Source organism: Kitasatospora sp. NPDC006697, assembly GCF_042869935.1.
In the GTDB taxonomy this organism is placed as follows: Bacteria; Actinomycetota; Actinomycetes; order Streptomycetales; family Streptomycetaceae; genus Kitasatospora.
In genome coordinates this window covers 64,647-90,944 of sequence record NZ_JBIAGU010000037.1, presented here as the reverse complement: position 1 = coordinate 90,944, position 26,298 = coordinate 64,647, and the positions used below count along the sequence as shown (strand labels likewise).

Sequence of the window (26,298 nt, the reverse complement as noted above, 5' to 3'; positions counted from 1 at the left end):
ATGGCCACCCGACTGACCGCCAGCCCGGACAGAATCGGGCAATACCTCCGCCCGAAACTCCTCGCGGCAGCCTAAATCGGTATCGAACACCCTCTTAGGACCTCTGCCAGGTCCTGTGCTCCCCGGCCCCTGGGGAGAGGCCCGGGCGCCAACCGCCACCACGGAAACGACGAAGGCCCGGACCGCTGGTCGGTCCGGTCCTTCTGCCGGCGGAGGATACGAGATTCGAACTCGCGAGGGATCGCTCAGGCACTGTTCCCGGGGGCGTCCATCAGTCGGCTCTCCCAGGCCCAGGCGGCGATTTCGACGCGGTTGCGGACGCCGAGTTTGTTCTGGATGGTCGCCAGGTGGCTCTTGACGGTGCTGAGCGTGATGAACAGGGTGGCGGCGATCTCCTGGTTGGTACGGCCTTTGGCGATGGCCCGGATCACCTCCGTCTCGCGGGCCGAGAGCGCTTGGGCGGGCCGGGCGGCGGTTGTCGTGCGGGCCGGGGGGAGGGTGCGGAGCAGACGCAGGGTGATGGACGGGGAGATCAGGGCGTCCCCGGCGTGCGCGGCGCGGACGGCTTCGATGAGCAGGGCGGGCGCGGCACCCTTGAGCACGAAGCCGACCGCCCCGGCGCGCAGTGCGCCGTGGACGTACTCGTCCAGGTCGAAGGTGGTGACGATGACCACGCGGAGTGGGTCGGCGACTCCGGGGCCGGCCAGAGCGCGGGTGACGTCGATGCCGTCCAGCCCCGGCATCCGGATGTCGACCAGGCACACGTCGGGGCGTAGCCGGCGAGCGAGTTCGACCGTCTCGGCGCCGTCGGCGGCCTCGCCGACCACGGTCAGGTCGTCCTGGTCCTCCAGGATGAGGCGCAGGCCGCCGCGGATCATCGCCTGGTCGTCGGCGAGCAGGACGCGGATGGTCAACGGTTCTCCTTCCGGGAGAGGGGCAGGACGGCACGGACCGACCACCCGGTGTTCAGGCCGGGGCCGGCGGTCAGGCGGCCGCCGAGCGCCTCGACGCGCTCGCGCATGCCGATCAGACCGTAGCCGCCGCGCTGCTTGCGCGCAGCGTGGCCGGGCGGTGCGTCGTCGAAGACCGTCACGGTCACGGCGTCCGGACCATGGGCGATGTCGACCTCGGCAGAGCGGGCGTGCGCGGCGTGGCGGGCGACGTTGGTCAGAGCCTCCTGGACGATCCGGTGGACGGTGGTGGCCACCTCGGGTGGCCAGGGTGCCGGTTCGGTAGGCAGTCGCAGGCTCACCTGAGGGCCGTGCCCGTCGAACCGGCGGACCAGTTCGGCCAGTTGCTCCGGGCCGGAGGCCGCGGGGGCGGTGGTGGCGACGTCATCGGTGTCGCGCAGCAGCCCTACCACCCGGCGCATCGCGGCCAACGCTTCGCCGCCGGCCTCCTCGATGTCGGTGAGAGTGGCGTCCAGACTCTCAGGCTGACGCCTGGCCACGATCCGGGCGGCCTGCGTCTGGACCACCATGCCGGTGATGTGATGGGCGACCACATCGTGCAACTCCCTTGCCAGGGAGAGTCGTTCGTCCTTCCGCACGGCCTCGGCGGTGGTGTGGCGGCGGTGGTCGAGAAAGCGCAGGCCGAGTCCGGCCCCGAGGGCAACGGTCCAGACCTCGATCCCGACCCGAAACGGGGTACTCGGCTCCTCGGTGGCCAGCAGGCCGGCCGCCATCAGTGCCAGCCCGGCCGCGGCGACGGCAGCCGCCCGCCGCCAGGCGAGCGCGCGGGTGGCGGAGCCGCCCAGGACCAGCAGCCCCAGCACCGCCGCAGCCCCGGGTTCACCGGGGAGGTGGGCGAACCGGGCGATCACTGCGGCGGCGCCCGCCACCAGAAGCCCGAGGGCCGCCGCCCGGCCCCGGTGCCGTTCGCGGCCGAGCGCGATCAGGCAGACGAGGGCACCGACCGCCGCGTCGAAGGCCCAGGCCCGGCCCTGGGCCGCGTACTGGGCAGCCATGATGATCACGGTCAGGGCGAACAGCAGCCCCAATCCCGCGTTGACCAACGCCATCGGGCGCTTCGCTGTACTCACCCGGGTCACGCTAGGCGATCCCCGCCCGGCCCCGAACCAGCCGAAAGTACGACTCGACGGGCCGTGGATCGTACCTTCGGTCGCTGTGGCGGTCGGCGGGTCCCACGCACGCTGGGTCTCATGGTTGATCTCATCCCCACACCCACCCTGCTCGCCGCAGCAGCGATTCAAGCCGAGAAGACCGAGCGAAGCCCGCTGCTGTACGCCTGGTTGACGCTCCAGGTGGTCTTCCTGGTCGCGGTCGGCTACGGAGTGTTCCGGCTCGTCCAGATGTGGCGCGCGAAGCGTCACCCGCGCGGCTGACCCGGGGGAGCAGATGACTCCGGTACTCGAAACCGTGAAGCTGGGCAAGCGGTACGCCCGCCGCCATCACGCGCTCACAGACGTCGACCTGAACGTCCCGCCCGGTCGGGTGGTGGGCCTGGTCGGGCCGAACGGCGCGGGCAAGTCCACCCTGTTGCAGTTGGCCTGCGGACTGATCACACCCAGCTCGGGCACGATCCGCGTGCTGGGCGACACCCCCGCCACCGGGCCGGCCCACCTGGCCAAGGTGGGCTTCGTCGCCCAGGACACCCCGGTCTACGCCGACCTGTCCGTCGCCGATCACCTGCGGATGGGTGCCCGGATGAACCCTGGCTGGGACGCGGACCTCGCCCGCCGCCGACTCGCCCGGATCGATCTCGACCCCAGGCACAGGGCTGGCCGGCTCTCCGGCGGCCAGCGCGCCCAACTCGCCCTGACCATCGCCGCGGCCAAACGCCCTGAGTTGCTGATCTTCGACGAACCCGCCGCCGCCCTGGACCCACTGGCGCGGCACGCGTTCCTGGACCACCTGATGGAGTCCGTCACCGAACTCGGCGCTGCCGCCGTCCTCTCTTCCCACGCCCTCCCCGACGTGGAGCGGGTGTGCGACCACCTGATCGTGCTGGCCGACGCGCGCGTTCAACTGGCCGGTGACATCGCGGACGTGGTCGCCGGCCACGTCCGGGTGACCGCACGCCGCGCGGCCCTCGCGACCCTGCCGGCGGATGCCGAGACCATACTTCGCACCGACCGGACCGAACACGAGAGCACCGCCGTCGTGCGCGTCGACGACCGCACTCTGCTGACCGGTGGCCCCTGGACCGTCACCGAGGTCGGCCTCGAGGAGCTGGTGCTCGCTTACCTCGGTCGGGCGGAACAGTCCGGCCCCCGCCCGACCCCGACCACAGCAGAGGTTCACCGATGATCTGGATGTCCTGGCGTCAGTTTCGCGTCCAGGCGCTCGTAGGCCTCGGATCACTCGTCCTCCTGGCCGTCTACCTGGTCGTTCTCGGCGGACAGATCCATGGCGCGTACGACGACACCCTCGCCCACTGTGTCGCCCGCGACGACTGCGCGGGACCGCTCGGAGCCTTCGCCGACCGCTACAGCCTCCAGACCGACCTGCTCGGCTACCTGCTGCTCGCCGTCCCCGGCGCCATCGGCGTCTTCTGGGGCGCACCGCTGATCGCCCGGGAGCTGGAGGCCGGCACCCATAGCCTGGCGTGGAACCAGAGCGTGACCCGCGGCCGCTGGCTCGCCGCCAAGCTCGGATTGGTCGGCCTGCTGAGCGTGGCCACCGCGGGCCTCTACAGCTTGATGCTGACCTGGGCGACCGGCCCGGTCACCAACGTCCTCAACAATCGCTTCGAGCCGGTGCTCTTCGCCTCCCGCAACCTCGCTCCGCTCGGCTACGCGGCCTTCTCCTTCGTCCTGGGTGCCACATTGGGACTGGTCCTGCGCCGCACCGTCCCGGCGATGGCCGCCACTCTCCTGGTCTTCACGGCGCTCCAGATCGTTGTCCCCGCCCTGATCCGCCCGCACTACCAGGCGCCGACCCGCACGTCGGTCCCGCTCACCGCCGAACTGATCGGTCGCCTCACCAAGATCGGCACCTACGGCGACATCGGCGGCCTGCGCATCCCCGGCGGCCCCTGGGTCGTCGAGACCAGCTCCATCCTCGACTCCTCCGGCAAGGAGGTCGGCCACACCCCCTGGTTCCAGGGCTGCATGGACCACAGCTCGCTCTCCGAACTGCCCACCTGCCTCGCCAAGGGCAACGTCCACGTCGAGATCGCCGAACAGCCGGCCGACCGCTACTGGACCTTCCAATGCTTGGAGACCGCGTTCTTCGCCGTCCTCACAGCCCTCTTGGCCGCCCTCGCTTTCTGGCGCATCCGCACTCACCCGGTCTGACGGACGCGTCGGGACTCGCCCCGTGGACACGACGAAGGCCCGGACCGCGTGATGCGGTCCGGGCCTTCTGCCGGCGGAGGATACGAGATTCGAACTCGTGAGGGGTTGCCCCCAACACGCTTTCCAATTCTCCCGAACGGTGTCCGTCGGCGTTCACACCCGTCTCGACCTGCGGCGGAGTGACCCGCTAGGCGGCGGCTGGACCGGGCTGGACAGGGGTGAATGAGACCAAAACTGAGACCAGCTGGCTACGGCTCACCAGGCCCCGACCACCCCTCCTCACGACGTCTCCGGTCAGCTGACTCCTGCCGCCTCCGCCATGAGGCGAGCCCGCTCCTCGGCGCGCGGTTCGGCCTTCCAGCCGGGCAGGAACCTCGACAGAAGGAAGGGGGTTGCTTTCGATCATCTGTTGGGTGGACCGCATGCCTTCGTCGATGACCGCGTCCCCGCTCTCGGCGATCTTTCGGGCCACCGTGCTGGCTGCCCCGATCTGTGACGGGGAGGGTAGCTACCGTTCGAGCATCTCGGTCAGGGTCCTGCGGATGCTCACCGTCTCCCGGCCAGTTGGGGCAGTCTGCATGGTCCGGTGGAAGGTTGCCGTCACGACGTCGGCAGGAGGATCGGCGCGGCCCTGTGGGGCGCTGGGGCCGGGGCCGCCGACGGTCATGGCGAAAGCGTCGCGTAGCTCAGCACCGAATGCGCCGTTCGTGAGTGGTCCGGCACAGTCGGATGCCGGACTGCTCATCTGAGCAGGAGTTCGGCTGCCGGGGTGTGGTTTCCGGTTGCTGCGGCCCCCGCCATCGCTGAGGAGGCGTTCTCCGAGGTGGTGAGCGGCGGTACGACCAGGAGGAGGAAGTGGTCCTGGAAACCCCGAGAGACACTGATGGTTGCGTCACTGCCGGCGAACCAGTTGATTTTGACCATCAGGCCGTTCGCCACGAGGGATCGGGGTACCTCGTCCCAGGCCGAGGTGTCGAGGCCGACTCGGACGATGCGCCCCAGGTGGGCGCTCAGCGCGGTGATCAGGTCCGGGAGCTCAGCCAGGACGTGGTTCGAGCGGGGCCACCACGCGCCGTCGAAGATCCCCTCCCGGGACATCGTCGGCTCCAGCACCAGGCGTGGCAGAAGCGGTACACCGGGCACGGACCACGGCCCGGGTGAGGAAGAAGTGGGAAGAGGGATCGGCATCATCCGGAGCCGCCCGTCCGGTCCGCGAGGGACCTGTCATGACCCAGGGCGACACCACCCGCGGGCGCCCTCGTCGGAGGGGAGCGCCGGAGTAGGCTTGACAGCATCCAGGGCTTTCCGCATCCCGGTTCCCCTTCCGGTTTCGTTCTGGGTGAACAACATTCCGGCCGCCGGCAGGCAGCCGGAGATCGGGTAACGGTGAGCGCCGTGACCATTTCTCTCCCGCATCCGGCAGGGCCGGTCCATGGCCTCACGGTTGCCGACGCCATGGACCCCTGCGACTACCAGATAGCCGACGACAGCACCGTCGACCGGGCCAACGACATCTTCCTCAGCGCCCACGTCGGGTACCTGGTCGTCCGCGGCCACGACGGCCGGTGCGAAGGGCTGGTCACCCGGGCCGGGCTGCACTCGTTCCTGGCCCGTTCCTGGTACACCGATCGGACCGCGATCAGCTCCACGGCGCATCAACGGGGCCCGTTCACGTGGCCAGGCATGGGCCTGCGCCTGGCCGCGGTCGCGATGCGGATCAAGCACCTGGCCGTCTGGCCCGTCGTCGACGAGGACGGCTACCTCCTCGGCGTCCTCACAGCAGGCCGCGCTGCGGCCCTGCTCGCCGCTCCCTCCGCTTGAACCGTCGTGCCCTTCCCGTCGCGTCCTCGTCATGACGACCGTGGTCTCACGGTTACCGGGGTTGCCTGCCCGGCGCCTGGCACGGGGAGGTCGGCCCAGACGGCCTTGCCGCGGCCTTCGGGGAAGGCGCCCCAGTGCAGGGCGAGGCGGTCGACGATGAACAGTCCGTGGCCGCCGATCCCGGCAGGCTGATGGCTGCCGGGATCGGGCGGGGTGATGTCCGGGCGCGGGTCCGTGACGGTGATGCGCAGGCGCGAGCCGTCATCGTCCAGGTCCATGGCGAGGGGACCTGCTGTGTGCCGGACGGCGTTGGTGAGCAGTTCTGATGCGACCAGTTGGGCGTCGTCGCCGGTGGTGGAGGAAGCCAGGCGCCAGTCGGCGAGGGCGTGGCGGGTGAACACCCGGCCCACGTGTACCGGGGAGTCTCCGCCCTCTGCGGTGAAAGTCAGGTGGCGGTGGTGATGGACGGCTGCGGACATGGTGGTCGCTTCCCATCGGTTCGGGTCCCGCGGCCCCCGGATGACGAAGTCTTGTCGCACCATGGCGGCTACCCGTTCGGGCAAGGCTCACGCGCCGCGCCGGCAGTGCGTGGGGCCGCAGGGGCGGGCAAGGGGCGTCGGTCCGGCAGGGGCCGAGGAAGACGGGTGAGCAGCCCGGCCTCGCGCAACCGTGGGCTTCCGGACCTGCGGTGGATTCGTCCGGCCGCGTCGGCTCCGCACGGTGAACAGCCGGGGGCGGACGCCACGAAGCCGAAGCCGCGGTGGAACCGTGCCGTGTTCCGCACGCCCTCGGCATCCTGTCGACCCGTTGGAGCGCGCATCGCCCGGCTGTGGGGCGTAATGGAATGAGTTGCCCTGGTTCACGGAGCCGGGGCGCCCGGCTCGGCAGCAGCGGCGCCGGCCCCGACGACGGGAACAAGACGGCGGTGAGCGAGGATGAGCGGTGAGCGGTCGTCCGCCACGCCGGGAGCCCGCGGCCGGGCGCGGGGTACCGGCGAACACCTGCTGTTGGGCCCGCTGATGGATCGGACCCAGGAACTGCCGCCCCAGATGATCGCTCCACTGGTCGCCGACGCGGTGCGCCGGTTCGGCGGTCGCGACCCGGTCCTCCTGCTGCAGGACTACGGACAGCTGGTCCTGACACCCCTGCACGGGCAGGGGATGACGGCCGGAGAGCCGGTTCCGATCGACGCCTCACCCGCGGGTGAGGCGTTCCTGCGCGGTGTTCCCGTCGAGGAACCGCAGGAGGACGGCGTGCGGGTGTACCTGCCCCTGCCGGGCGGCGGTGACGAGCTGGGTGTGCTTGCCCTGACCCTGGACGCCGTCGGGGAGGAAGACCGCCGGCTGCTGCGGGTCTTCTGCGCCCTGGTCGCCGATCTACTGGTCACGAAGAACGCCTACACCGATCGGATCTTCCAGGCCCGGCGCCTCCAGCCGATGAGCGTGGCCGCGGAGATCCAGTGGTCGCTCCTGCCGCCGCTCTCGATGACGGCCCCCCTGGTCGCGGTGGCGGGCATCCTCGAACCGGCCTACCACGTGGCCGGGGACAGCTTCGACTACGCGCTCAACGACGACCTCCTGCACGTGGCGACCATCGATGCCATGGGCCACGGACTGGATGCCGCCACCATGGCGACCGTGGCCATCGGTGCGTACCGGCACGCGCGGCGCGCCGACATCGGACTGGCGGAGATCTACGCCTTCATGGACCAGGCCATCGCCGAACAGTTCGGGCCGGACCACTTCGTCACCGCGCAGATGATGCGCCTCGACACCGTCTCCGGCCACCTGCAGTGGGTCAACGCCGGTCATCCGGCACCACTGCTGATCCGCGGCCGTCGCGTCGTCGAGCGGTTGGAGGGTGCCACCACCCTGCCGGTCGGCTTCGGCGGCGAGCAGCCCGTGATCAGCGACCGGCTCCTGCGGCACGGGGACCGGGTGCTGTGCTTCACCGACGGCCTGGTCGAGGAACGCGCGCCCGGCGGGGGCCAGTTCGGTGAGCCTCAGCTCATCGACTGGGTCAACCGGGTCGAGCGCTCCGACTCCGGACTCCGGACCACGGTGCGCATGCTCTCCCACGTCCTCAAGCAGGAACGGGGCGGACACACGAGCGACGATGCCACCCTGTTCGCCATCGAGTGGCGCTGAGCCGTCGGTGTACCCCCTTGCCGGACGGGACGACCGTCCCCCGGATCGGCCGGGCACCGACCTCCAGCACCCCGAGTCAGGGCCCGGAGAGCCCTGACTCGGGGTGCTGGAGGTCGAAGACGGTGGCGCGGATGTCGCGGATGACGGTGTCGAGGCGGCCGACGGTGTCGAGCAGGTGCTGCTGCCGGTCGGGCGGTGCGGTGGTGGCCAGGCCGTTGAGGGTGAGACTGATGGCGAAGATGCCCTCGATGACACGGTCGCGCAGGTCCTGGGCGATGCGTTCGTGGTCACGGACCTGTGTGACGAGCTCGGCGTCGGCGCGTTCGGCGGCCAGCTGCTCGGCGAGAGCGGCCTGGGCGGCGAAGACGGTCAGCATGTCGAGCTGGTCGTGGTCGAATTCCGGCCGGCCCGGGTGGCGGGTGACGAAGAGGACCCCGGTGCGGCTGCCGCGGGCGGTCAGAGGGGCGAACATGGCCGGGCCGGATGCGGTGGACAGGTCGGTGTCCGGCTGGTGGGCGCGTTCGTCGGTGGACAGGTCGGCGGTGATCAGCGGTTCGCCGCGGGTCAGGACGAGTCCGGTCAGGGACTGTGCGGTGGGCAGGTGGCGGCCGGTGGCGCGGTCGGCGTCCTGGCCGGTGGCGATGCGGACGACCAGGCGCTCGGGGGTCTCGGGAAGGGAGATCGCCGCGAGGTCGGCGTCCGCGACCTGCCGCGCCTGTTCGACGATCAGTGCGAGCACCTGGTCCGGCTCGGTGCGGGCCAGGAGGGCGGAGCTGATCAGGGCCGTGGCGTGCTGCCACGCCTCCCTGCGCTGGGCCTGTTCGTAGAGCCGGGCGTTGTCGACGGCCGCCGACGCGGCACCGGCCAGCGCTTGGAGGAGTTCCTCGTCCTCCGTGGTGAACGGTGCCGGCACGGTGCCGGCACCCTGCTTGTCGGCGAGGTAGAGGGCTCCGAACGTCCGGCCGCGGGCCCGGATCGGCACGCCGAGGAGGCTCCGCATGGTTGGGTGGCCGGCCGGGAAGCCGTACGTGTCGGGGGCCGCGTGGATGTCGTCGATCCGTAGCGGGCCGGACTGCTTCCGTAGTCGGCCGAGGGCACCTACGCCCTGGGGCCACGGGCCCGTTCAGGCGTTGGGCGCGGCACCGGGGTACGGGAGCGGGGCACGGCCGGGACCGGCTCCGGTGATCGGGAACCTCCGGCCGTCCACCTGCGTGGTCGTGATCCGCAGCAGGGATTCCGCCGGGCCGGGAACCCAGGGCGTCTCGGACCCGGTGCGGCCGATGAGGCGATCGGCCTCCCCGGCGTCGGTCACGGGGTGGGCATAGCCGGTCACACTGACACTCCACGCGGTGGCGGAGTCGGCGCCCTCCGCTTCGAAGAGCACGACATCGCCGTCCGCCAGCCGCTGGAGGCGGGCATCGGCACCGGCGCCGATCACGACGTCCTCGTCGAGGAGGTAGTTCACCGGGGCGACGACGGGCAGGGCCCGCGCGGTGAACACCACTCTTCCGTAGCCGGTGCCCGCGAGCAGGGACAGGCATTCCTGGCGTTCCAGCCCACCAGGTACCTGCGTCGCCTCGTCCATGCCTCCATGCTCCTCGTCCTGGCACGAGCCGCGGCATGGGTCACTCGGCCCTGCTTGTCCGTCGTCCGGCCGCTGTTCGAGGGGTCGACCGTTCGGCAGTGCGACAGCTGGCCCCCCGCATGGGGCGGAGGCATGGACGGTGTCCTGCGGCCGCTGTGTCCGGTTGGTGCCTCATCCTGTCCGCCGACTCGCGGCGTACGTGTCCGCCAGCGCGGTGCGGACGCTCGAGCAGATCGTGAAGACCTGGTCGGTGCCGGTGATCTCCAGTACTCGTCTGGTCTGAGGCGGCGGGGCTGCGAGCACCATCTCCACGCCGGCGGCCCTCGCGCGCTGGCGGGCGGCGAGGAGGGCGTTGAGGCACACCGAGTGGCAGAAGACCAGGCCGGTCAGATCGACGATCAGCCGGGGCGGGCGGGTCTGCGCCACCCGTGCGAGCGCTTGCTGCAGGGGCTGGCGGTCCTCCAGGTCCACCTCGCCGTCGAGGCGGACGATCACCGCCTCTCCCTCAGCCACCGTGGTGGTGGTTCGCAGTTGCGGTGTGAGGTGCTGGAGGCGGTCGGGCGCGGTCTCACGGAGTATGCTCTCGGATTCCGGTTTCGGAATGCCCGAGTCCAGGAACGTCAATGCTTCTCGCCACCCGGCCTCCCCGCGCGCCGTCCGCCACGACCCTTCCCGGATGTCGCCTGCTCCCGGATGTCGTCTGCCTCGAACGTCGGCCACGTCCTCCGCTCCTGGACCCGTCGTGGCACCGGGCCGACACCCCCGGGTCGCCCTCCGTCCGTCCGCCTCGTACGGTCGTGGTCGGGGCAGGAGCGTTGTCACGGGAGGCCAGGATGCGGCAGTACCGATGGATTCTGGAGATCCAGGCCGACGACGGCCACTGGTCCCGGCAGGGCGGTACTCCGGCGCAGAATCCGCTGGAGTACGACGGGCCGCCGCAGCAGGCGGCCAACCACCTCCGGGACGTGTTCGTCCGCACCCTTTCCCGGCCCTCTCCCGGTCCCCGTGCGATCAGGATCCGCCTCTGGGAAGGGGCCGATGCCGTCGGCGAACCCCAGGTCGAGACCGAGTGGTCACGTGAGTGATTTACCCGCCCAGGCCGTACAGGGTGCCGGTCAGCCGGCTCCTACTCGGGTACCGGCCAGGAGGCGGCCCGGCTTCGGGCGCGGTCCGATCGCCTGCCGGCCTCACCAACGCAGTCGGAGGGTGCGGAGGCCGACGGCCACGCAACGACGAGGGCACCTGCCGCTGAGCGGTCGGGGTCCTCGTTCGCCCTGGTGGGCGGCAGTGGAGGAGACGAGATTCGAACTCGCGAGGGGTTGCGCGGCGGGATGACCAGCAGGGTCACACGGCGGGCAAGGTGCGAGCGGACCGAGATCGTGTGCCGGTCCTGCACGACGGTGAATCAGCCCGCGTGGACGGTGTGGTTCGCACGGACGGTGTGGCCCGCGACCGGGATCCGTCGGGGGACGGTCAACCACTGGGCGGGGTTCACGGTGATTCCGGCGACCCGGCCCCACCGCGTGTCCGGTTCGGCGGCGACGCCAGTGTCCGGTGCCGGCATGCGGGGTGCGGTGATGTCCAAGCCACTCCCGGTCCGGCCCGGACCCGGCACGGTACTCAGCGGTTCACGGACCGGCCCCCGCGCCGGAACCGGACGGCGGAGATCACCAGCGCGACGATCAGTACGGCGATGCCGATGAACAGCAGGTACTTCAGGCCCTCGGCGACGACACCGACCAGTCCGAGCACGATCGCCACGATGACGAGCAACAGCACCAGTGCCATCGTCGGCCTCCTTCGTGGTCCAGAGGGTTCCTAGCGGCGGGCCAGGCGGCGCTCCCCGCCCGTGCCCGGTGCGTAGGTCAGTCCGTAGTGGGCGAAGACCGCTGCCTCGTCCTCGGCGGGGAGTTCGCCGTCGGTGTCGATGCCCGGGGCGTGTTTCACCTGGCTCTTGGACAGGGGGACCTGCAGGTAGCCGGGACCCACCGTCGCGTCGGACAGCGGGACGAACACCAGACGGCGGCGGGTGGGCAGGCCGACCGTGACCGTGGCGAAGGACGGCTGATCGGTCGCGGTGTCCACGTAGACGGACTCCAGCGTGCCGATCTTGTGCCCGCCGGCGTCGACCACGTCATGGCCGCGCCACTCCCGGATGTCGCCTGCCTCGAACATCGGCCACCTCCTCCGCTCCTGCTTCCATCGTGGCACCGGAGCCGCCGGCCGACATCCCTGGTCGCCCTCCGCCCGCCCGCCTCGTACGGTCGCGTCAGGGCAGGAGGGTTGTCACAGGAGGGCACGATGCCGGCGGTACCGGTGGATTCTGGAGACCCAGGACGACGACGGCCGCTGGTCCCGGCAGGACGGCACGACGATGCCGAATCCGCTGGAGTACGGCGGTCCGCCGCAGCGGGCGGCCAACCACCCCCGGGACGTGTGCGTTCGCACGATCTCCCGACCCGCGCCGGGCCCCAGGGCAGTCAGGGTCCGGCTCTGGGAAGGGACCGGTATCGACGGCGAGCCCCTGGCCGAGACCGAGTGGTCACGCGAGTGAGACAGCCCGGCCCCGGCCCGGGCGGCTCCCGCCGGCCGCCTACGCGGATGCCGGCCAGGAGGCGGCCCGGCTCCAGGCGAGATCGGCTCGGCGGTCGGCCTCGCCAAGCCCGGTGGAGGGTGTGACGGCCGACGGCAGGAAATCGGAACCGACTTCCGGCCTGGCCGCACCGGCGCTCGACTCCGCGGCGAGCAGGTCGCTCGCGGTCCTGGTGTTCGCGGGATCGGCGGCCTCGGCCATCAGCCGGGCGGCCTCGACGGCATCCGTCCGGGGCGGGACCACCAGCAGGCTCAGCCGACGGGGGGCATAGGAACAGACCATGATCATGTGCTGGTCCTGTTCGACGGTGAACCAGCCCGCGTGGACGGTGTGACCCGCGACCGGGATCCGCCGGGGGATGACGGGCCACTGCGCGGGGTTCACGGTGATCCGGGTGATCCGGCCCCACCGCTCGTCGATCTCGGCGGCCAGGGAGGGGAGTTCGAGAAGAAGATCGCGCGAGCGCGGCCACCAGGCTCCGTCCAGACGGCCGGGTCGCACGCCGCTGGGCGTGAGAGAGAGCCGTGCGGTGGCATCCGCGGAGGTTGGCGTCGTCGCGCGATCGAGGATCGCAGTCATGAGGAGGACCTGACTCCGGACCTGACCCGAGTAGGGTCCGGGACAGCCGTTCGCCGGAGACGATGCCAGTGTCGGTGCCGGCATTCGAGGTGCCTTCGGTAATACCAAACATACTCCGGTCCACATGGTCACCGGTCATCGGCCAGAAGCGGCGTCGGCGTGCCGTCGCACTGGCTCGGGCCGGATCACGGCGGGGGTGTCCTTCCGTCGGACGCATCGCGCTGTCGGCCGCGCGGGGCCTCGGTGGGTAGATTCGGGCGAGGAGCCGGAAGCGTCACCGAAACACTTCGGAGACGAACGGAGTGTCTCGCGGAGAATCGCGCGCGGCTATGGATACTGGTTTTCAATCGCAGGGCGGTCGTCGATCTTCGATCGGCGGTCCTGTCGGTTTGTCAACTCCTTCGATCTGCAAGTCATATCGACGCAGTGCCTCCCGCTGGCGTCAACTCCCCTGACGGTCGAGGGGAAGGAGCGCATCCGCCTGACCCGGAGCAGCCGGGCCGGCCAACTCGGCCAGAGATCCATGAGTCTGCAGGCGACAGACCGGAGCTACGCGGAGGCCAGGATTCACTCATATAGAGCGCATACGTATTATACGTCCGAATAATTCTGGTCTCAGCCTTTTATGCCGAGTGGGACGGACTTTCGAGTCCTGGCTGCCCACTGGGTTGCCGGAGGTAGCGGTTCGGCGCGCATGTCGACGCAAATCGCGGATAATCGCCGAATTTCCCCACAGGAATGGGCTCTTAGATGACACTGAACTTCTCTGCTGCGCCACACTGGCACAGAACGTCCGCCTGGATCGCGGGGATCGCGCTGATCGCCGCCTCCGCGGTGGCACTGACGCCGGGCCAGGCGCAAGCCATCGCCACCGCGGTTCCCCTCGGCACGGCGGACAGCTTCGCGGTCCTCGCCGGCCAGTCGGTCAGCAACACCGGGTCCTCCGTGATCACGGGAGACGTCGGAGTGAGTCCGGGAACGGCCATCAGCGGATTCCCGCCCGGCATGGTGAACGGGACCATTCACTCCGCGGATGCTGTCGCCGCCCAGGCCCAGAACGACCTGACCACGGCGTACAACGACGCCGCCAGTGAGGCGCCGGACGCCACCATCTCCGCGGACCTCGGTGGTCAGACGCTGATTCCGGGCGTCTACAACTCCTCCACTTCCCTTGGGCTGACGGGCACGCTCACGCTGGACGCCCAGGGCGATCCCAACGCCGTCTGGGTCTTCCAGGCTGGGTCTACTCTGACGACGGCCTCCGCCAGCCGCGTGATCCTCACCAATGGCGCCGCGCCGTGCAACGTCTTCTGGCAGATCGGAAGCTCCGCCACGCTCGGCACGAGCTCCACCTTCGTGGGGAACATCCTGGCCCTGACCTCGATCACCGCGACAACCGGTGCGAGCATCGACGGCCGGGCGCTGGCCCGGAACGGTTCCGTGACCCTGGACACCAACCGGATCACCCGGGAGACGTGCGCCGCCGGGTCCACCGGCGGCACCACGACCGGTACGACCGGCGGCACCACGACCGGTACGACCGGCGGCACCACGACCGGTACGACCGGTGGTACCGGTGCCGCCACCGGCGGCACGGGTGCGACCACCGGCGGTCTGATCGCCGGTCCCACGGGCGGTCTCCTGGGCGGCGTCATCGCCGGTGGTACCACCGGTGCCACCACGGCGGGCGCCACTGCCGGCGTGACGGCAGGTGCCACTGGCGGGGAGACGGGCGGTGTGACGGCAGGCGCCACCGGCGGGGGAACGGGCGGCGAATGCGGCCACTGCGGTGACTGCCATGAGCACTGCAAGCCGTGTGGGTGCGAGCACCACTGCGGCCACTGCGGTGATTGCGGTCACTGCGACCATGACGACCACTGCGGTCACTGCGACCATGACGACCACTGCGGTCACTGCGACCATGACGACCACTGCGGCGTTTGCGGCGACGAGTGCGATTCCGGCGCTTGCTGTGAGTCCGCGAACTCCTAGCCGACCCCCGGCCCGCAGATCTCCCGGGTCGGGAGGCGTAACTACCAACACGCGTCCCGTGTGACCGCGGTACCCGGGGAGCGAGCCGCCACCTCAGGTGGCGGCTCGTGCCGCCCGGCCGGATGCGGCGGCGCCCGATGGATCCCCTGTATCCCGCCGCCCGCCGGCCGGGGAAGACAGTAGGGCGCTCGGGTGCGTCAGCTGGGGGCAATGGGATGCGCACAACACCAGCGAACGCATGCGAGGGGAGCAGCCAGGATGGGACGAGCCGGGCACAGCCGCACTTCTAACGTCGACGGGGCGGCAGCCGTGACGGAACCGAGCCGACCGGCGGGCGCGGAGCGGACCGGCACCACGGCGAAGTCGGCAGACCCGCCGCCAGCCGGGGCGCCCGGTCCCCCAACGGGACGCGCAGGACAGTCGCAGCTGCTGCGGAGGGCGACGGTGGGTGCAGGGGCTCTCTGCCTGGCCGTCTCCCTCCTTCATGTTCTGATGGTGTTCCTGTACGTGGCTCCCTCGAACCAGATCTCGCAGCGTTACAGCAAGCAGATCAATGCGTGGATCTATCCGCTGTTCGAGCAGAACTGGCGACTTTTCGCGCCGGATCCGGAATCGCTCTCCCGGCAGATCTCGGTCAGGACCGAGAGCACTTCCGCGGACGGCACGCGGCAGGTGAGCGACTGGCTGGACCTGACAGCCCTGGATGACGCCGACGTGAAGCACAACGTCTTCCCCAGTCATACGACGCAGAACATGCTGCGCCGGGCGTGGACCAGCTATCTGGAAACGCACGGAGGCGACGACCGGTCGCACTCGGCGCGGGCTCTGATGTTTCAGCAGTACCTCCGTAACATCGCGGCGCAACGGGTCTCGGCTCATCGGCACGACGCATTCCAGGCCATCCAGCTGAGGGTGATCACTCGGCCGATCGCGGCCCCCACCCCGCCGCACGGCCCCCCGGCTGCGAAAGCCGCTGTCGACACCAGGTACCTGCCGTGGTGGAAGGTGACTTCGAATGGCAACTGACCAGGCATCAGCTCCGGCGCCGGTGCCGCACCGCGCTCCCACCGGGACCACGTCTCTGCCCGGCCGTGCCGCCGCGCGGCAGCCCCTCTCCCGTATCGGCGCACGCGCGATCGTCCTGATCGAGCGGCCGACTTCCCTGTACGCGGCCGCGGTGCTGCGGATCGGATACGGGCTGCTCTACCTCGTCTTCCTGCTAAGGGAGTTCCCTCATCGCGAAGAGATCTGGGGCCCCGGGTCACCGTGGACGCCTGGTCTGGCGAGGCAGCTGTTCGATCAGACGGGGTGGGCCAGCATTCTCACCCTGTCCGACAGCCCGGCCTACTTCGAGGCCTGCTACGTCCTCGCCGTCGTCACGGCCGCACTCTTCCTGCTCGGCTGGCGGACCAGGGCGACGTCCTTGCTGTTCGCGGCCGTGGTGGCCTCATTCCACGCCAGGGCCATCTTCATGACGGACGGAGGAGACAACGTGATCCTATTGATGGCCGTTTACCTCACCTGCACCGCATGCGGCCGGTGCTGGTCGCTCGACGCGCGCAGAACTCGCCGACGAATCTCCGCCCGACCGGCTGACACTCCGCCGGCGAGCGTCGGAGAACCCGGCTGTCACCAACTCACTTCTTCGCGCGGGCTGCTGGTCACAGTCCTGCACAACTGCGGCATGTTCGTCATCGCGGCGCAGGTCTGCTTCCTCTACGGCTCCGCTGGGTTGTACAAGGTGCAGGGAGGCTCCTGGGGCAACGGGACCGCCCTCCACTACGTGCTGAACCTCGACCTGTTCCGGCCGTGGCCCGCGCTGTCGGACATGTTGGACAGCCACCAGATCTTCGTCGCGGTCGCGAGCTACCTCACGGTGCTGCTGCAGGTGGCCTTCTCGTTCGTTCTCTTCGGCAGGCTCAAGTACATCGTGCTGGTCACACTTCTGGGTATGCACGCGGGTATCGCGGTGCTCCTCGGCTTGCCGCTCTTCTCCGGCGCGATGATCGTCGCCGATGCCGTATTCCTCCCCGACCGGTTCTACGAGTCGCTGGGACAGCTGTGGCGGCGCACCGTCCGGCGAGATGCCGCCCTGGGGCGGGCGCCCTTCTCCGGGGCCGATGCTCCGCTCGTACCACCCCAGACCGGATCTGCCGGCTGAGGCCGAGCACCGGCACCCGCACGGGACCAGCGGCGGCAATGGACGGAGAATGGTGATCGACACGCAGCACGAGGCGGGAGCGGTCCTGGCCTACGACGGTGACTGCGGCTTCTGCCAGGTCGCGGTCGCCGGGATCCGCAAGCTGGCCGCGCCCCGGACACCCGCCGTCCCCTGGCAGGCTCTGCCGAACCGGCACACCGCCGCGCACGTCGCACGGCTTGAACGGGAGGTGCTCCTCCTCCAGGACGGCGTGGTGCACGCTGGCGGGGCGGACGCGCTGATCCGGTTCGTCGAGTCGTCCCCGAGCCGCCGGTACCGGGTGGCCGCGGCCGTGGTGGGCCTCCCGGGCGTACGGATCCTCGCCCGGCGGGTCTACGCGGTGGTGTCGCGCAACAGGCACCGCATTCGCACCGGCGCGGCCACCTGCTCCGTGGCCCGCTCCTGACCTGTCGACCGCTGTCTCACGCCGGGCACGACCGAGCCGCTCAACCCCAGCACCGACTACCACCACTGGAAAGCGACTCCTGCGCGAGGCCGGCATCCGTGACCGCCGCCTCCACGACGCCCGCCACACCGCCTCGACCGTGCTCCGGCGTCCCCCCGGACCTGATCCACCGCCTGGTGCGCCAACATGAACGCGCCGAGGACCGTCTGTTCGGCGTCGATGTCGTGCGATGGCTCCCCGGAGGTGGTGTTGACGCAGACACCACCGGTCCCCGGCCGAGCCGCCGCAGGCTGCCGACTCATCGGGGACCGACGTTCCCGACCCGAGCCCTGCTGTTGCCGCTGGCCGGTCCCTGGTGTCCGTCGCCTACATCGGCCGGCACGGATCCCCTTCCTGTACGCCGAGCACGCCCAAGAGTCGGTTGGCCGCTGGACCGCCCAGTGGCCAGGCGGTGTCGCCCAGGTCGAGCAGCGGGAGCGCGAGAAGTGGGATCAGGCGGGGCCAGGTGGCCTCCTGGCGGTCCGACAGCGTCCTCTTGGACAGCGGGTCGTGTTCCACGCCTGCCCAGTCTTTCGCCCCGGGGGCGGTCGGCTGGACCTGGCCATGCCGGAGCGCTGGCGTGAGAAGGGTCGGGGACTGGAAACGGAGCATCAGTCAGCACGCCACTCCCCGAGGCTACTCAGTAGCCGTTGCCGCTCTTGGAGCTGGCCGACGGTGAAGCCGACGCAGAGGCTGCGCTGGTGACCGCGTCACCGCTGGGGCTGACCACGTACCACGAATTGCCGAAGGCGTTGACGCCCTGACCGTTGGTTTGTCCGGGCTTTGTGTCCTCGGCGAAGTAGTACAGCGGGTGGCCGTTGAAGGTCACCTGGGTCGAGTTGTCCGATCGGGCGGTCGTTGCGACCAAGGACGCGGACACTCCACTGCTGTTGGGTGTCCCGGTCGTGGTCTGCGGCGGCCAGGCCTGCGCACAGGCGCCGTTGCAGGTCGAGGTCGTCCCGGTATCGGCCTTGAACAGATACAACGTCCTGCCGGAGCCGTCGACCAGGATCTGACCGAGCGGCGAACTCGCCGTCTTCACCGTGGCGGCGCTGCCGGCAGTTGTGGAGGCGCTACCGCTGGCAGCGGCGGAGGCGGTGGTCGTCGGGGTGCTGGCGCTCGGACGCGGGGTTGAGGAAGCCGTGGTACTGGAACTGCTGCATCCGGAGACACAGGCCGCAACGGCGGCCATACCAACAGCAAGGGTGATGACACGATTCACGACAGACCTCTTGGCCCTGGGGATGCGGTGGCACGGCCCGCCGACGGCGAGTCTCCGAACCACGTTACGTACCGATGCCCGACCCGCTTCCCCGGGCGATACGCCCCGCGCCGACTTTCACTCGTGCGGGTGACCAAGAGGCAGCAATGGTGTCCGACTGCCCTCACTGGGAGGTCCGTCGGCATCAGCGTGGGGGAGCGCTATGCCCGGACCAATCGGCTGGATCCTGATCGCACCGGGGAACGAAGGGCCTGCAGACGTTCGAATTCAGAACCCGGGCACGTGGAAGCCGTCGAGGAACCACAACGCGCTCGTGTACCAGACGACAACAATGGTCACCACCAGCGTGCCGCCCGCTAGCGGCAGCAGCCAGCCTGTCATCCGCCGAGAACAGACGAACACCGCCTTGGCCGCAAAGGCCCCGTAGAAGAAGCATGCGGACAGGGAGTGGCTTGTTTCGCTTCGCTTTCCCGTTCATGACGTGCCGGCCCAACCCGTGTCGGCGGCGGCGACCTGGAGCGGTCGTTCCGGGACGCGGCCGGCCTGTCATTCGTGCGCCTGTCGGGCGGCTGGAGCCGTCACAGTCAGGTGAGGTGGTTGACCAGGGAGGTGAACAGCATGGGAGCGCGGGAGGCCAGCGGGACGATCCGCGGGGCCAGCAACGAACTGGCGCGAACCCGGACCAGCGCGTCGGTGAGCAGGCGGTGGCGCCGAGTGGCCCGCCGCCACGCCTGCTCGTACTCCTGCGGTCGGTCGGCGCGTACACAGCGCACCAGGTGTGCGGCGCCGGCGAGCGCGAGGGAGAGGCCCTCGCCAGTGAGTGCGTCGATGTAGCCGGCGGCGTCACCGACAAGCAGGACCCGACCGGCCACTCTGGCCCGGACCTGTCGGCGCATCGGTCCGGCACCGCGGACGGCGGAGGCGGCCCGAGCGGGAAGGCGGCGGAGGAGCGCGGGGAACGCCGTCAGGAGTGCGTCGAACGGCATTCGCTCCCCGGTTAGGACGGCCACGCCGATCAGGTCCGGGCCCAGCGGGGTGACGTACGCCTCGCCGAGCGCGGACCAGTGCACCTCCACGCAGTCCGTCCAGGGCGCCACCGCGAAGTGCCGCCGCAGTCCGTGCCGGGGTGCTCGCCGGTCGGGGAGTTCGAGGCCCAACTGCCGCCTGATGGGGGAGTGCAGGCCGTCCGCGGCGGCGAGGTACCGGGCGGTGAGGCCGGCGGTGGTCACGCTTCGGGTGTCCTGGCGGACCGTGCCGACCTTCAACGGCAGGACCGGGATCCCGAGTTCCGCCGCTCGCCGGGAGAGTGCCGAGTGCAGGGCGGTCCGCCGCACGCCCAGGCCCGTACCGTGCCGGAACCGGGCCTCGGCGAGCCGGCGCCCGTCCAGATAGCGGATGCCGCACAGCGGTTGACCGGCCGTCATGACGCCCAGCTCGGCCAGGGCGCGGACGCCCCCGGGCATCAGGCCCTCGCCGCACGCCTTGTCGATCGGACTCGGTCGCGGTTCCACGATCACCACCTCCAGTCCGGCCGTGGCGGCGTGGATCGCGGTGGCGAGGCCGGCGGGTCCGCCGCCGGCGATCAACAGGTCGATCACGCCGGCACCGGCGCGAGGCGGGTCAGCGCGGCGTTCTCGCAGCGCAGTCGGGTGGCGAGAAGCGGAAGGTTGAGCAGGGTGAAGACGGTGGCGGTGAGCCAGGCGCTGTGGACGAGGGGCAGGGCGGCCCCTTCGATGACGACGGCGAGGTAGTTGGGGTGGCTGAGCAGCCGGTAGGGCCCGGTGGTGACCAGCGGCAGTCCCGGCACCACGATGACCCGGGTGTTCCAGCGGGGCCCCAGCGTGCCGATGCACCACCAGCGCAGGGCCTGGGCACCCGCCGTCAGGGCGAGCATGGGCCAGCCGAGGGCGGGCACGAACGGGCGGTGGGCCAGGTGGGCCTCGGCCAGGCAGCCGACCAGCAGGCCGGTGTGGAGCAGGACCATCACGGGGTAGTGGCCGCGCCCGTACTCGACGCCGCCGCGGGCTCGGCTCCAGGCGGCGTTGCGTCGCGCGACGACGAGTTCGGCGAAGCGTTCGGCGGTGACCAGGAGGATCAGCAGGGTGTAGGGGAGCACGTGGGGCCTACCAGCGCAGCAGGACGAGTTCGGAGCAGAAGCCGGGCCCCATGGCGAGGAGCAGCCCGGGGCTGCCGTGCGCCGGCGGGCGCTGGGCGAGGGTGTCGCGCAGGATGTGCAGCACGGAGGCCGAGGAGAGGTTGCCGACCTCGGCCAGCGAACGTCGGCTCGGCTCGAGTGCGGTGTCGTCCAGTCCGAGTGTCTCGCGCAGGGCGTCCAGGACCTTGGGCCCGCCCGGATGGGCGACCCAGCCGGTGATGTCCGGCGGCTTCAGGTCGTGCTCGGCGAGGAAGGACCGGACGTCCTCGCCGACGTGCAGGCGGACCAGTTCGGGCAGTTCGGCGCCGAGCACGATTTTGAAGCCGGTGTCGCCGATGTCCCAGCCCAGCGCGCGGTCGGTGCCTGGGTACAGCCGGCTGTGGGTGGCCAGCACCTGCGGGCCCGCGTACTCCTGGCAGCGTGGGTGCTCCCGGCCGACGGCCACCAGCGCTGCGGCGCCGTCGCCGAAGAGCGCACCGGCCACCATGTTCTGCACGGAGGTGTCGGTGCGTTGCAGGGTGAGCGAGCAGAGCTCGACCGAGAGCAGGACCGCGACCTGCTCGGGATGGCCCTGAAGGTAGTCGTGCAGCCTGGCCAGGCCGGCGGCCCCGGCGACACAGCCGAGCCCGAAGATCGGCACCCGCTTCACGTCCGGCCGCAGGCCCACGCGCCCGGCCAGTCGGGCCTCCAAAGAGGGCGCGGCGATGCCCGTCACCGAGGTGGAGATCACCAGATCGACGTCCTGGGCCGCCAGCCCGGCCTCCGCCAGGGCGCCGGTCAGTGCCTGCTCGGCGAGCCGCCGCCCGGCTTCGATGAACAGGTCGTTGGCCTGCCCGAAACCGCTCAGCTCCCGGTAGCGCTCCAGCGGCAGGACCAAGTGACGGGTGCCGACCGTGGAGGTGGCGTGCAGCCGCTCCAGGACGCCACGCTCCGTGTCCTGCGGCAGGCACATCGCCGCCAGGGCTTCTGTGATCTCGCCCTGTTCGTACCGGTGCGGCGGGAGCACCCCGTGGACAGCCGCGATTCTGGTCATCTGGCCAGAATAGGTTCGACCTGACTATTCATCACAAAATGACCGGTATTCGGCGGTTTGCCCGATCTAGCATGGGGACGTGCACACCACCGGGTCCCAGCAGGCGTGCGAAGCCGCAGCCGTAGCGTCGCCTCCCAGCGCGGGCGGTCCGGTCCGGGGGCTGCTGGCCGCCTCCCACGCTGCCCCTTCGATCGCCGTCACCGTCGTGATCACCGCACTGGCCGCGGCCTCGGGGCGGAGCGTGGCGGGAAGCGCACTGGTGGCCTCGGCGGTGCTCACCGGGCAGCTGTCGGTGGGCTGGTGCAACGACCGTGTCGATCTGCGCCGGGATCTCGCCACCGGCCGGAGCGACAAGCCGCTGGCGACCGGCGCGGTGCGCCCACAGACCGTTGCCGTCGCCGCCGGGTGCGCGCTCGCGCTGTGCATCCCACTGTCGCTGGCGAACGGCCTCGCAGCCGGCACGGCCCACCTGGTCGGGGTCGCCGCGGCCTGGTCATACAACCTGGGTGTCAAGCGCACCGTGTTCTCCTGGCTGCCCTACGCCGTGGCATTCGGGCTGCTTCCCGCCTTCGTCACCCTTGCGCTGCCTGGCCACCCCTGGCCCGCGGGATGGGCAGTGGTGGCCGGCGCACTGCTCGGTACGGGCGCCCACGCCACCAACGTCCTGCCCGACATCGACGGGGATCTGCGGACAGGCGTTCGCGGCCTGCCCCAGCGCCTCGGGCCGCTAGGCGCGAGGTTCCTGGCTGCCGGCCTGCTGCTCGCCGGGGCGGTCGTTCTCATCCTGGGACCGAGCGGGCGGATTGGCACCGTTGGCTGGGTCTCCCTCGCCGTCACCGGCGCGCTGGCGCTCGCCGTCGCGTTGCCGACCGGCTCCGATCCGCAAAGCCGGTTGCCCTTCCTGGCCACCGTCGCCCTGGCTGCCCTCGATGTCGGCCTGCTCCTGCTGCGCGTCGCCGCTCTCACCTGACACGGTGCGCACGGGTCGGTCACGTGACCGACCCGGCCCAGGTTGCTGTGACTGTGCTACTTCCGCCGCGTGGCCGGAATGCGGGAGCTGGGGTGGCATCGGCCCGAATGCATCCCGCCTGCAGTCGGGCCGTTGCTCGGCCGGGCTTCGGACGGCGCCGAACGGCAGTGAATGCAACCAGAACTGTGGCCAGAGCACGACGAGGCCCCGACCGCTGCTTGGGTTCTAACGGTCCGGGCCTTCTGCCGGCGGTGGATACGAGATTCGAACTCGTGAGGGGTTGCCCCAAACACGCTTTCCAATTCTCCTCAGCGCCGTACGCCGGGGTTCACACCTGTCCTGACCTGAGGCGTAGTGCATGGCTGGGTGGCGGGTGAACGCGGTTGGACCGGGGTGAATGAGACCAAAACTGAGACCAGGTCCCGCCCTGCGGTGTTCATCCAGGCCCACCAGGAGGAAGGCCGCCGGACCGCTCTCGGTCACCGACAACTCCCCTCGCCGCCCGGCAACGGGAGGCCGCAAGCCGTCGTGGGAATCGCCGGCGCGTACGGATCGGCGGTACCGACCACCGGCACCGTCCCGATCGACGACGCCCGCATGGGTGGCAGCCTGCTGCCACCCATGCCGGTGTGGCTGGTGCACGGCACCGCCGATCCCGTGGTGGATGTCGAGCGTTCACGCGAGTTGCGCACGGCTCTTGAGGGACAGGGCTGGCCGGTGTCGCTCAACGAGGTCGCCACGGATCACGCCGGCGTCATCATGACCGAGTTCGTCCCCGAGCACGACCGCTGCTTGCCCAGCAGCGCTGACCACGCCGTCGCGGCGGGGGCGCGGACCGCCGACGTGCCGGCCCGCGCAGCTGGCATCACCGTTCAGCACTCCAGCGATCGATCGTGATCCCGCTGGTCCAGACCGGTGCGGCTGGGGAAGGTGTGCAGGTGGTCCTGCCAGTTGGTGCGGCATCCGGGGCACAGGTCCACGCCACCGAACCCGCCGGCCCGCTCGGCTCCGTAGGACCTCCTGCGGAGGCAGTCGGGACACTTCTCGCCCTCGGGGCGCTCCAGCATCTCCGCCATCCCGGGGAACAGCACCCGGTCGGCTTGGGCGAGGACCGCCTGGTAGCGGGCCTGCTCCTCGGGTGTGCTGGTGTCGGCATCGATGCGGTACCACAGCTTGGCGTTGCGCCGGGCCTCCTCCACGATGTGGACGTCCCGGGGCGCTCCCAGGCACAGGCCGTCCTCCACGAACCGGTAGCGTCGCATCATCAGGTGGATCGGGCCGCCGACGAAGCGGGCGAAGTTGACTGCGCAGCGCCCGGCCGTGGTGCGTGACCAGCGGACGTCCAGGTCCCACAGGGCTTGGCGGTAGGACCGGTAGGCGTCCTCGCGCTGGTCGGCGCCGGCGTAGGCGAAGGTGTTGTGGATCTCCCCTTCCGCCTGGTGCTTGTGGAAGGCCACCGCGTCGTAGAGCACTTCGCCGATCTCCGTGATGATCCGGTTGTCCGTCTCGCTCAGCCAGGCGTCGTCATCGTTGCACGCGATCGCGGCGGCCACGTAGAAGCGGAACATCCCGTCGCAGTCGCGCAGCCGAAACCAGTCGGACGGCGAATGGGCCAGCGCCTCGGTGTAGCGACGCATCAGCTCGCTGCCGCGACGTCCCGTGGACTTCTCCGTCATGATCAGCAGTGATGCCCGGTACTCGCGGCCCATCGCCTCGCGCACCTGGCCGTCGCCGAACAGCTCATCCAACAGGCCGTCGATGTCGTAGCCCAGGATCGGCCGGTCGGAGAGCACGTCCACCAGGTCGCCGAAGACCTCCGCGACGATCGCCACCGCCCCCAGCCGGGCCAGCGCGACGTACCGCTCCCAGTTCCTGAACTCGGGCACCACGCACCGGTTGTACTCCCAGGTGTGCGTCAGGGTCTCCGCCCGCCGCCCCGGCTGCAGGCCGCACTCCGTCATGTCGGCCTGCATAACGCTGGGGTAGAACCAGGAGTCCCTCGTCATCGCGATCCCTCTCCATCACCGGCGCCGGAAACGAACTCTCCCTCTGTGTCAACGGTCCAGCCACAGCAGCACTGGGTGGGAGGCGCACTCGGCGGCGCTGGAAGCAGATCAGTGGCGCCACCCACTCCATTCCGCGCCCCAGGTCTTTCTCGCCGGCTCTGCATGACCGACGGCCCCGCCGCGCCATGCGGGTGCGGAGGCTGGCGGCTGCCAAAGGCAACGACCAGCCTTTCATCCCGCTTACGATCGACAGCGCCCCCGGGCGGGCTGCGTGCGAGGAAGGCCGGAAGACATTGCTCAAGCCGAGTCGGCCGCCCGGCTGACTCCGAGCCAGGGTTTGCTGGGCGTCAACTGCAACCAAGAATGCAACCACGAGACGACGAAGGCCCGAACCGCTGAGCGGTCCGGGCCGACGTTTGCCCTGGCGGGCAAGGGCGGAGGATACGAGATTCGAACTCGTGAGGGGTTGCCCCCAACACGCTTTCCAATTCTCCCGAACGCCGTCCGCCGGGGTTCGCACCCGTTCTGACCTGCGGCGGCGCGAACCGCTGGGCGGCGGCTGAACCTGGCTGGACGGGGGTGAATGAGACCAGAACTGAGACCAGGGCGCGCGCCTCTCTGAGGGTCCCAGGCTCTACTTGCCGTAGTGGTAGCGGCATGCGATGACGCACACGGCGTCGGCCTGCTCGTCAAGGATGTAGACGAGGCGGTGTTCCTGATCGATCCGGCGGGACCAGGCCCCGGCGAGCTCGTGCCGCAAGGGTTCGGGTTTGCCGATGCCTTCGTTGCCGTTTCGGCGGATGTCGTCGATCAGCTGATTGATGCGCTTGAGGAGGCGGCGATCGTCGGCCTGCCAAGACAGGTAGTCGCTCCAGCCGCGCTCGGTGAACTGGACCTTCACGCGCTCTGCTCGGTGAGGTCTTCGGGGTCGATCAGTTCGCGGGTCACCGCGCGGCCCTCCCGGTACTCCTGCAGGGAGCGGCGAAGGTGGTCGGCGTTGGCCGGAGAGCGCAGCAGGTAGTCGGTCTCGCGGAGCGAGGCGTACTCCGCCAGTGAGACGACAACCAGCGGCTCGTGGCCGGCACGTGTGATGACAAGCTCTTCAGCGTCGCGCTCGACGGCATCGAGTGCGGCGGCGAGATTGCCGCGGAGCTCGGTGGCACTCATCGTCTTCATGTTGTACAGAATAACGTACATCCATCGAGCGAGCCAGAGCGTGAACGACGAAGGCCCGGACCGCGGGTGCGGTCCGGGCCTTCGTGAAGGCGGAGGATACGAGATTCGAACTCGTG

General features: G+C 70.3%; 30 protein-coding genes and 2 pseudogenes. 13 read left to right on the top strand and 19 right to left on the bottom strand.

What is annotated here, in order from left to right:
* Positions 1-245 precede the first annotated feature (245 nt).
* On the bottom strand, positions 246-914 hold the full coding sequence (locus ACFYNO_RS35800) for a response regulator (RefSeq protein ID WP_388021723.1): 669 nt from the start codon (positions 912-914) through the stop codon (positions 246-248).
* A complete protein-coding gene (locus ACFYNO_RS35795) occupies positions 911-2,041 on the bottom strand; it encodes a sensor histidine kinase (RefSeq protein WP_388021722.1) in 1,131 nt (376 codons plus the stop codon). Before ACFYNO_RS35795 ends, ACFYNO_RS35800 begins: the two co-directional genes overlap by 4 nt.
* A gap of 120 nt (positions 2,042-2,161) precedes the next feature.
* On the opposite strand from ACFYNO_RS35795, the gene ACFYNO_RS35790 reads away from it, so the two are divergent.
* The 3 genes from ACFYNO_RS35790 to ACFYNO_RS35780 are packed head-to-tail and all read left to right on the top strand — an operon-like array spanning position 2,162 to position 4,258.
* On the top strand, positions 2,162-2,344 hold the full coding sequence (locus ACFYNO_RS35790) for a hypothetical protein (RefSeq protein ID WP_388021721.1): 183 nt from the start codon (positions 2,162-2,164) through the stop codon (positions 2,342-2,344).
* Positions 2,345-2,357: 13 nt separating this feature from the next.
* Positions 2,358-3,269: an ABC transporter ATP-binding protein gene (locus ACFYNO_RS35785; RefSeq protein WP_388021720.1), complete on the top strand. Its 912-nt coding sequence runs from the start codon at positions 2,358-2,360 to the stop codon at positions 3,267-3,269.
* Positions 3,270-3,274: 5 nt separating this feature from the next.
* Complete coding sequence (locus ACFYNO_RS35780; protein ID WP_388021719.1) at positions 3,275-4,258, top strand: ABC transporter permease subunit; 984 nt, start codon at positions 3,275-3,277, stop codon at positions 4,256-4,258.
* 741 nt (positions 4,259-4,999) lie between these two features.
* Here ACFYNO_RS35780 and ACFYNO_RS35775 read toward each other — a convergent pair.
* Complete coding sequence (locus ACFYNO_RS35775) at positions 5,000-5,371, bottom strand: DUF5994 family protein (RefSeq protein WP_388021718.1); 372 nt, start codon at positions 5,369-5,371, stop codon at positions 5,000-5,002.
* A 342-nt stretch (positions 5,372-5,713) separates the two neighbouring features.
* On the opposite strand from ACFYNO_RS35775, the gene ACFYNO_RS35770 reads away from it, so the two are divergent.
* Positions 5,714-6,079 (top strand): CBS domain-containing protein, encoded by a 366-nt coding sequence (locus ACFYNO_RS35770; RefSeq protein WP_388021717.1) that lies wholly within the window; start codon positions 5,714-5,716, stop codon positions 6,077-6,079.
* Between the two features lie 29 nt (positions 6,080-6,108).
* Here the strand turns inward: ACFYNO_RS35770 and ACFYNO_RS35765 are convergent, their stop codons facing one another.
* A complete protein-coding gene (locus ACFYNO_RS35765) occupies positions 6,109-6,558 on the bottom strand; it encodes an ATP-binding protein (RefSeq protein ID WP_388021716.1) in 450 nt (149 codons plus the stop codon).
* Between the two features lie 456 nt (positions 6,559-7,014).
* On the opposite strand from ACFYNO_RS35765, the gene ACFYNO_RS35760 reads away from it, so the two are divergent.
* Complete coding sequence (locus ACFYNO_RS35760) at positions 7,015-8,226, top strand: PP2C family protein-serine/threonine phosphatase (protein WP_388021715.1); 1,212 nt, start codon at positions 7,015-7,017, stop codon at positions 8,224-8,226.
* A gap of 76 nt (positions 8,227-8,302) precedes the next feature.
* Here ACFYNO_RS35760 and ACFYNO_RS35755 read toward each other — a convergent pair whose 3' ends face one another.
* From ACFYNO_RS35755 to ACFYNO_RS35740, 4 genes and pseudogenes are all read right to left on the bottom strand, one after another.
* Positions 8,303-8,602, bottom strand: coding sequence for a histidine kinase (locus ACFYNO_RS35755; protein ID WP_388021727.1), 300 nt, complete (start codon positions 8,600-8,602; stop codon positions 8,303-8,305).
* Positions 8,579-9,319: pseudogene (locus tag ACFYNO_RS35750) on the bottom strand (GAF domain-containing protein); the annotation flags it as partial. The gene ACFYNO_RS35755 and the pseudogene ACFYNO_RS35750, both read right to left, overlap by 24 nt.
* 30 nt (positions 9,320-9,349) lie before the next feature.
* Complete coding sequence (locus tag ACFYNO_RS35745) at positions 9,350-9,811, bottom strand: pyridoxamine 5'-phosphate oxidase family protein (protein WP_388021714.1); 462 nt, start codon at positions 9,809-9,811, stop codon at positions 9,350-9,352.
* Between the two features lie 171 nt (positions 9,812-9,982).
* Entirely contained in the window at positions 9,983-10,324 is a 342-nt protein-coding gene (locus ACFYNO_RS35740) for an STAS domain-containing protein (protein WP_388021713.1), read from the bottom strand.
* Positions 10,325-10,644: 320 nt separating this feature from the next.
* Here ACFYNO_RS35740 and ACFYNO_RS35735 point away from each other — a divergent pair, with 320 nt between their 5' ends.
* Positions 10,645-10,896, top strand: coding sequence for a hypothetical protein (locus ACFYNO_RS35735; RefSeq protein ID WP_388021712.1), 252 nt, complete (start codon positions 10,645-10,647; stop codon positions 10,894-10,896).
* Between the two features lie 535 nt (positions 10,897-11,431).
* Here the strand turns inward: ACFYNO_RS35735 and ACFYNO_RS35730 are convergent.
* The 3 genes from ACFYNO_RS35730 to ACFYNO_RS35720 all read right to left on the bottom strand — a co-directional run bounded on the left by ACFYNO_RS35730 (position 11,432) and on the right by ACFYNO_RS35720 (position 12,983).
* Entirely contained in the window at positions 11,432-11,599 is a 168-nt protein-coding gene (locus ACFYNO_RS35730; protein WP_388021711.1) for a hypothetical protein, read from the bottom strand.
* A gap of 30 nt (positions 11,600-11,629) precedes the next feature.
* Positions 11,630-11,986 (bottom strand): PRC-barrel domain-containing protein, encoded by a 357-nt coding sequence (locus tag ACFYNO_RS35725; protein WP_388021710.1) that lies wholly within the window; start codon positions 11,984-11,986, stop codon positions 11,630-11,632.
* A 418-nt stretch (positions 11,987-12,404) separates the two neighbouring features.
* Entirely contained in the window at positions 12,405-12,983 is a 579-nt protein-coding gene (locus ACFYNO_RS35720; protein WP_388021709.1) for a DUF5994 family protein, read from the bottom strand.
* Positions 12,984-13,733: 750 nt separating this feature from the next.
* Here ACFYNO_RS35720 and ACFYNO_RS35715 point away from each other — a divergent pair.
* From ACFYNO_RS35715 to ACFYNO_RS35695, 5 genes and pseudogenes are all read left to right on the top strand, one after another.
* Positions 13,734-14,975, top strand: a complete 1,242-nt coding sequence (locus ACFYNO_RS35715) for an ice-binding family protein (protein WP_388021708.1) — start codon at positions 13,734-13,736, stop codon at positions 14,973-14,975.
* A 492-nt stretch (positions 14,976-15,467) separates the two neighbouring features.
* Positions 15,468-16,001, top strand: coding sequence for a DUF5819 family protein (locus ACFYNO_RS35710; protein WP_388021707.1), 534 nt, complete (start codon positions 15,468-15,470; stop codon positions 15,999-16,001).
* Entirely contained in the window at positions 15,991-17,136 is a 1,146-nt protein-coding gene (locus ACFYNO_RS35705) for an HTTM domain-containing protein (RefSeq protein WP_388021706.1), read from the top strand. Before ACFYNO_RS35710 ends, ACFYNO_RS35705 begins: the two co-directional genes overlap by 11 nt.
* Before the next feature lie 49 nt (positions 17,137-17,185).
* Entirely contained in the window at positions 17,186-17,581 is a 396-nt protein-coding gene (locus ACFYNO_RS35700) for a thiol-disulfide oxidoreductase DCC family protein (RefSeq protein WP_388021705.1), read from the top strand.
* Positions 17,582-17,617: 36 nt separating this feature from the next.
* A pseudogene (locus ACFYNO_RS35695) lies at positions 17,618-17,747 on the top strand (site-specific integrase); the annotation flags it as partial.
* A gap of 513 nt (positions 17,748-18,260) precedes the next feature.
* Here the strand turns inward: ACFYNO_RS35695 and ACFYNO_RS35690 are convergent.
* From ACFYNO_RS35690 to ACFYNO_RS35670, 5 genes are all read right to left on the bottom strand, one after another.
* The gene (locus ACFYNO_RS35690; RefSeq protein WP_388021704.1) at positions 18,261-18,842 is read right to left on the bottom strand and encodes a hypothetical protein; all 582 of its coding nucleotides are present in this window, start codon (positions 18,840-18,842) and stop codon (positions 18,261-18,263) included.
* A gap of 267 nt (positions 18,843-19,109) precedes the next feature.
* Positions 19,110-19,286, bottom strand: coding sequence for a DUF6529 family protein (locus tag ACFYNO_RS35685; protein WP_388021726.1), 177 nt, complete (start codon positions 19,284-19,286; stop codon positions 19,110-19,112).
* Between the two features lie 140 nt (positions 19,287-19,426).
* Positions 19,427-20,440, bottom strand: a complete 1,014-nt coding sequence (locus ACFYNO_RS35680; RefSeq protein WP_388021703.1) for an NAD(P)/FAD-dependent oxidoreductase — start codon at positions 20,438-20,440, stop codon at positions 19,427-19,429.
* Positions 20,437-20,958 (bottom strand): isoprenylcysteine carboxyl methyltransferase family protein, encoded by a 522-nt coding sequence (locus tag ACFYNO_RS35675; RefSeq protein ID WP_388021702.1) that lies wholly within the window; start codon positions 20,956-20,958, stop codon positions 20,437-20,439. Before ACFYNO_RS35675 ends, ACFYNO_RS35680 begins: the two co-directional genes overlap by 4 nt.
* A 7-nt stretch (positions 20,959-20,965) precedes the next feature.
* Entirely contained in the window at positions 20,966-22,030 is a 1,065-nt protein-coding gene (locus ACFYNO_RS35670; RefSeq protein WP_388021701.1) for a type III polyketide synthase, read from the bottom strand.
* 79 nt (positions 22,031-22,109) lie between these two features.
* Here ACFYNO_RS35670 and ACFYNO_RS35665 point away from each other — a divergent pair, with 79 nt between their 5' ends.
* Complete coding sequence (locus ACFYNO_RS35665) at positions 22,110-23,000, top strand: UbiA family prenyltransferase (RefSeq protein WP_388021700.1); 891 nt, start codon at positions 22,110-22,112, stop codon at positions 22,998-23,000.
* A 432-nt stretch (positions 23,001-23,432) separates the two neighbouring features.
* Positions 23,433-23,897: a hypothetical protein gene (locus tag ACFYNO_RS35660; protein WP_388021699.1), complete on the top strand. Its 465-nt coding sequence runs from the start codon at positions 23,433-23,435 to the stop codon at positions 23,895-23,897.
* Here ACFYNO_RS35660 and ACFYNO_RS35655 read toward each other — a convergent pair.
* The 3 genes from ACFYNO_RS35655 to ACFYNO_RS35645 form a co-directional block, all read right to left on the bottom strand.
* On the bottom strand, positions 23,873-25,006 hold the full coding sequence (locus tag ACFYNO_RS35655) for a hypothetical protein (RefSeq protein WP_388021698.1): 1,134 nt from the start codon (positions 25,004-25,006) through the stop codon (positions 23,873-23,875). The genes ACFYNO_RS35660 and ACFYNO_RS35655 overlap by 25 nt on opposite strands.
* A 634-nt stretch (positions 25,007-25,640) precedes the next feature.
* Positions 25,641-25,907 (bottom strand): Txe/YoeB family addiction module toxin, encoded by a 267-nt coding sequence (locus tag ACFYNO_RS35650; RefSeq protein ID WP_388021697.1) that lies wholly within the window; start codon positions 25,905-25,907, stop codon positions 25,641-25,643.
* Positions 25,904-26,182 (bottom strand): type II toxin-antitoxin system Phd/YefM family antitoxin, encoded by a 279-nt coding sequence (locus tag ACFYNO_RS35645; RefSeq protein ID WP_388021696.1) that lies wholly within the window; start codon positions 26,180-26,182, stop codon positions 25,904-25,906. The genes ACFYNO_RS35650 and ACFYNO_RS35645 overlap by 4 nt, the downstream gene beginning before the upstream one ends.
* Positions 26,183-26,298: the final 116 nt, after the last annotated feature.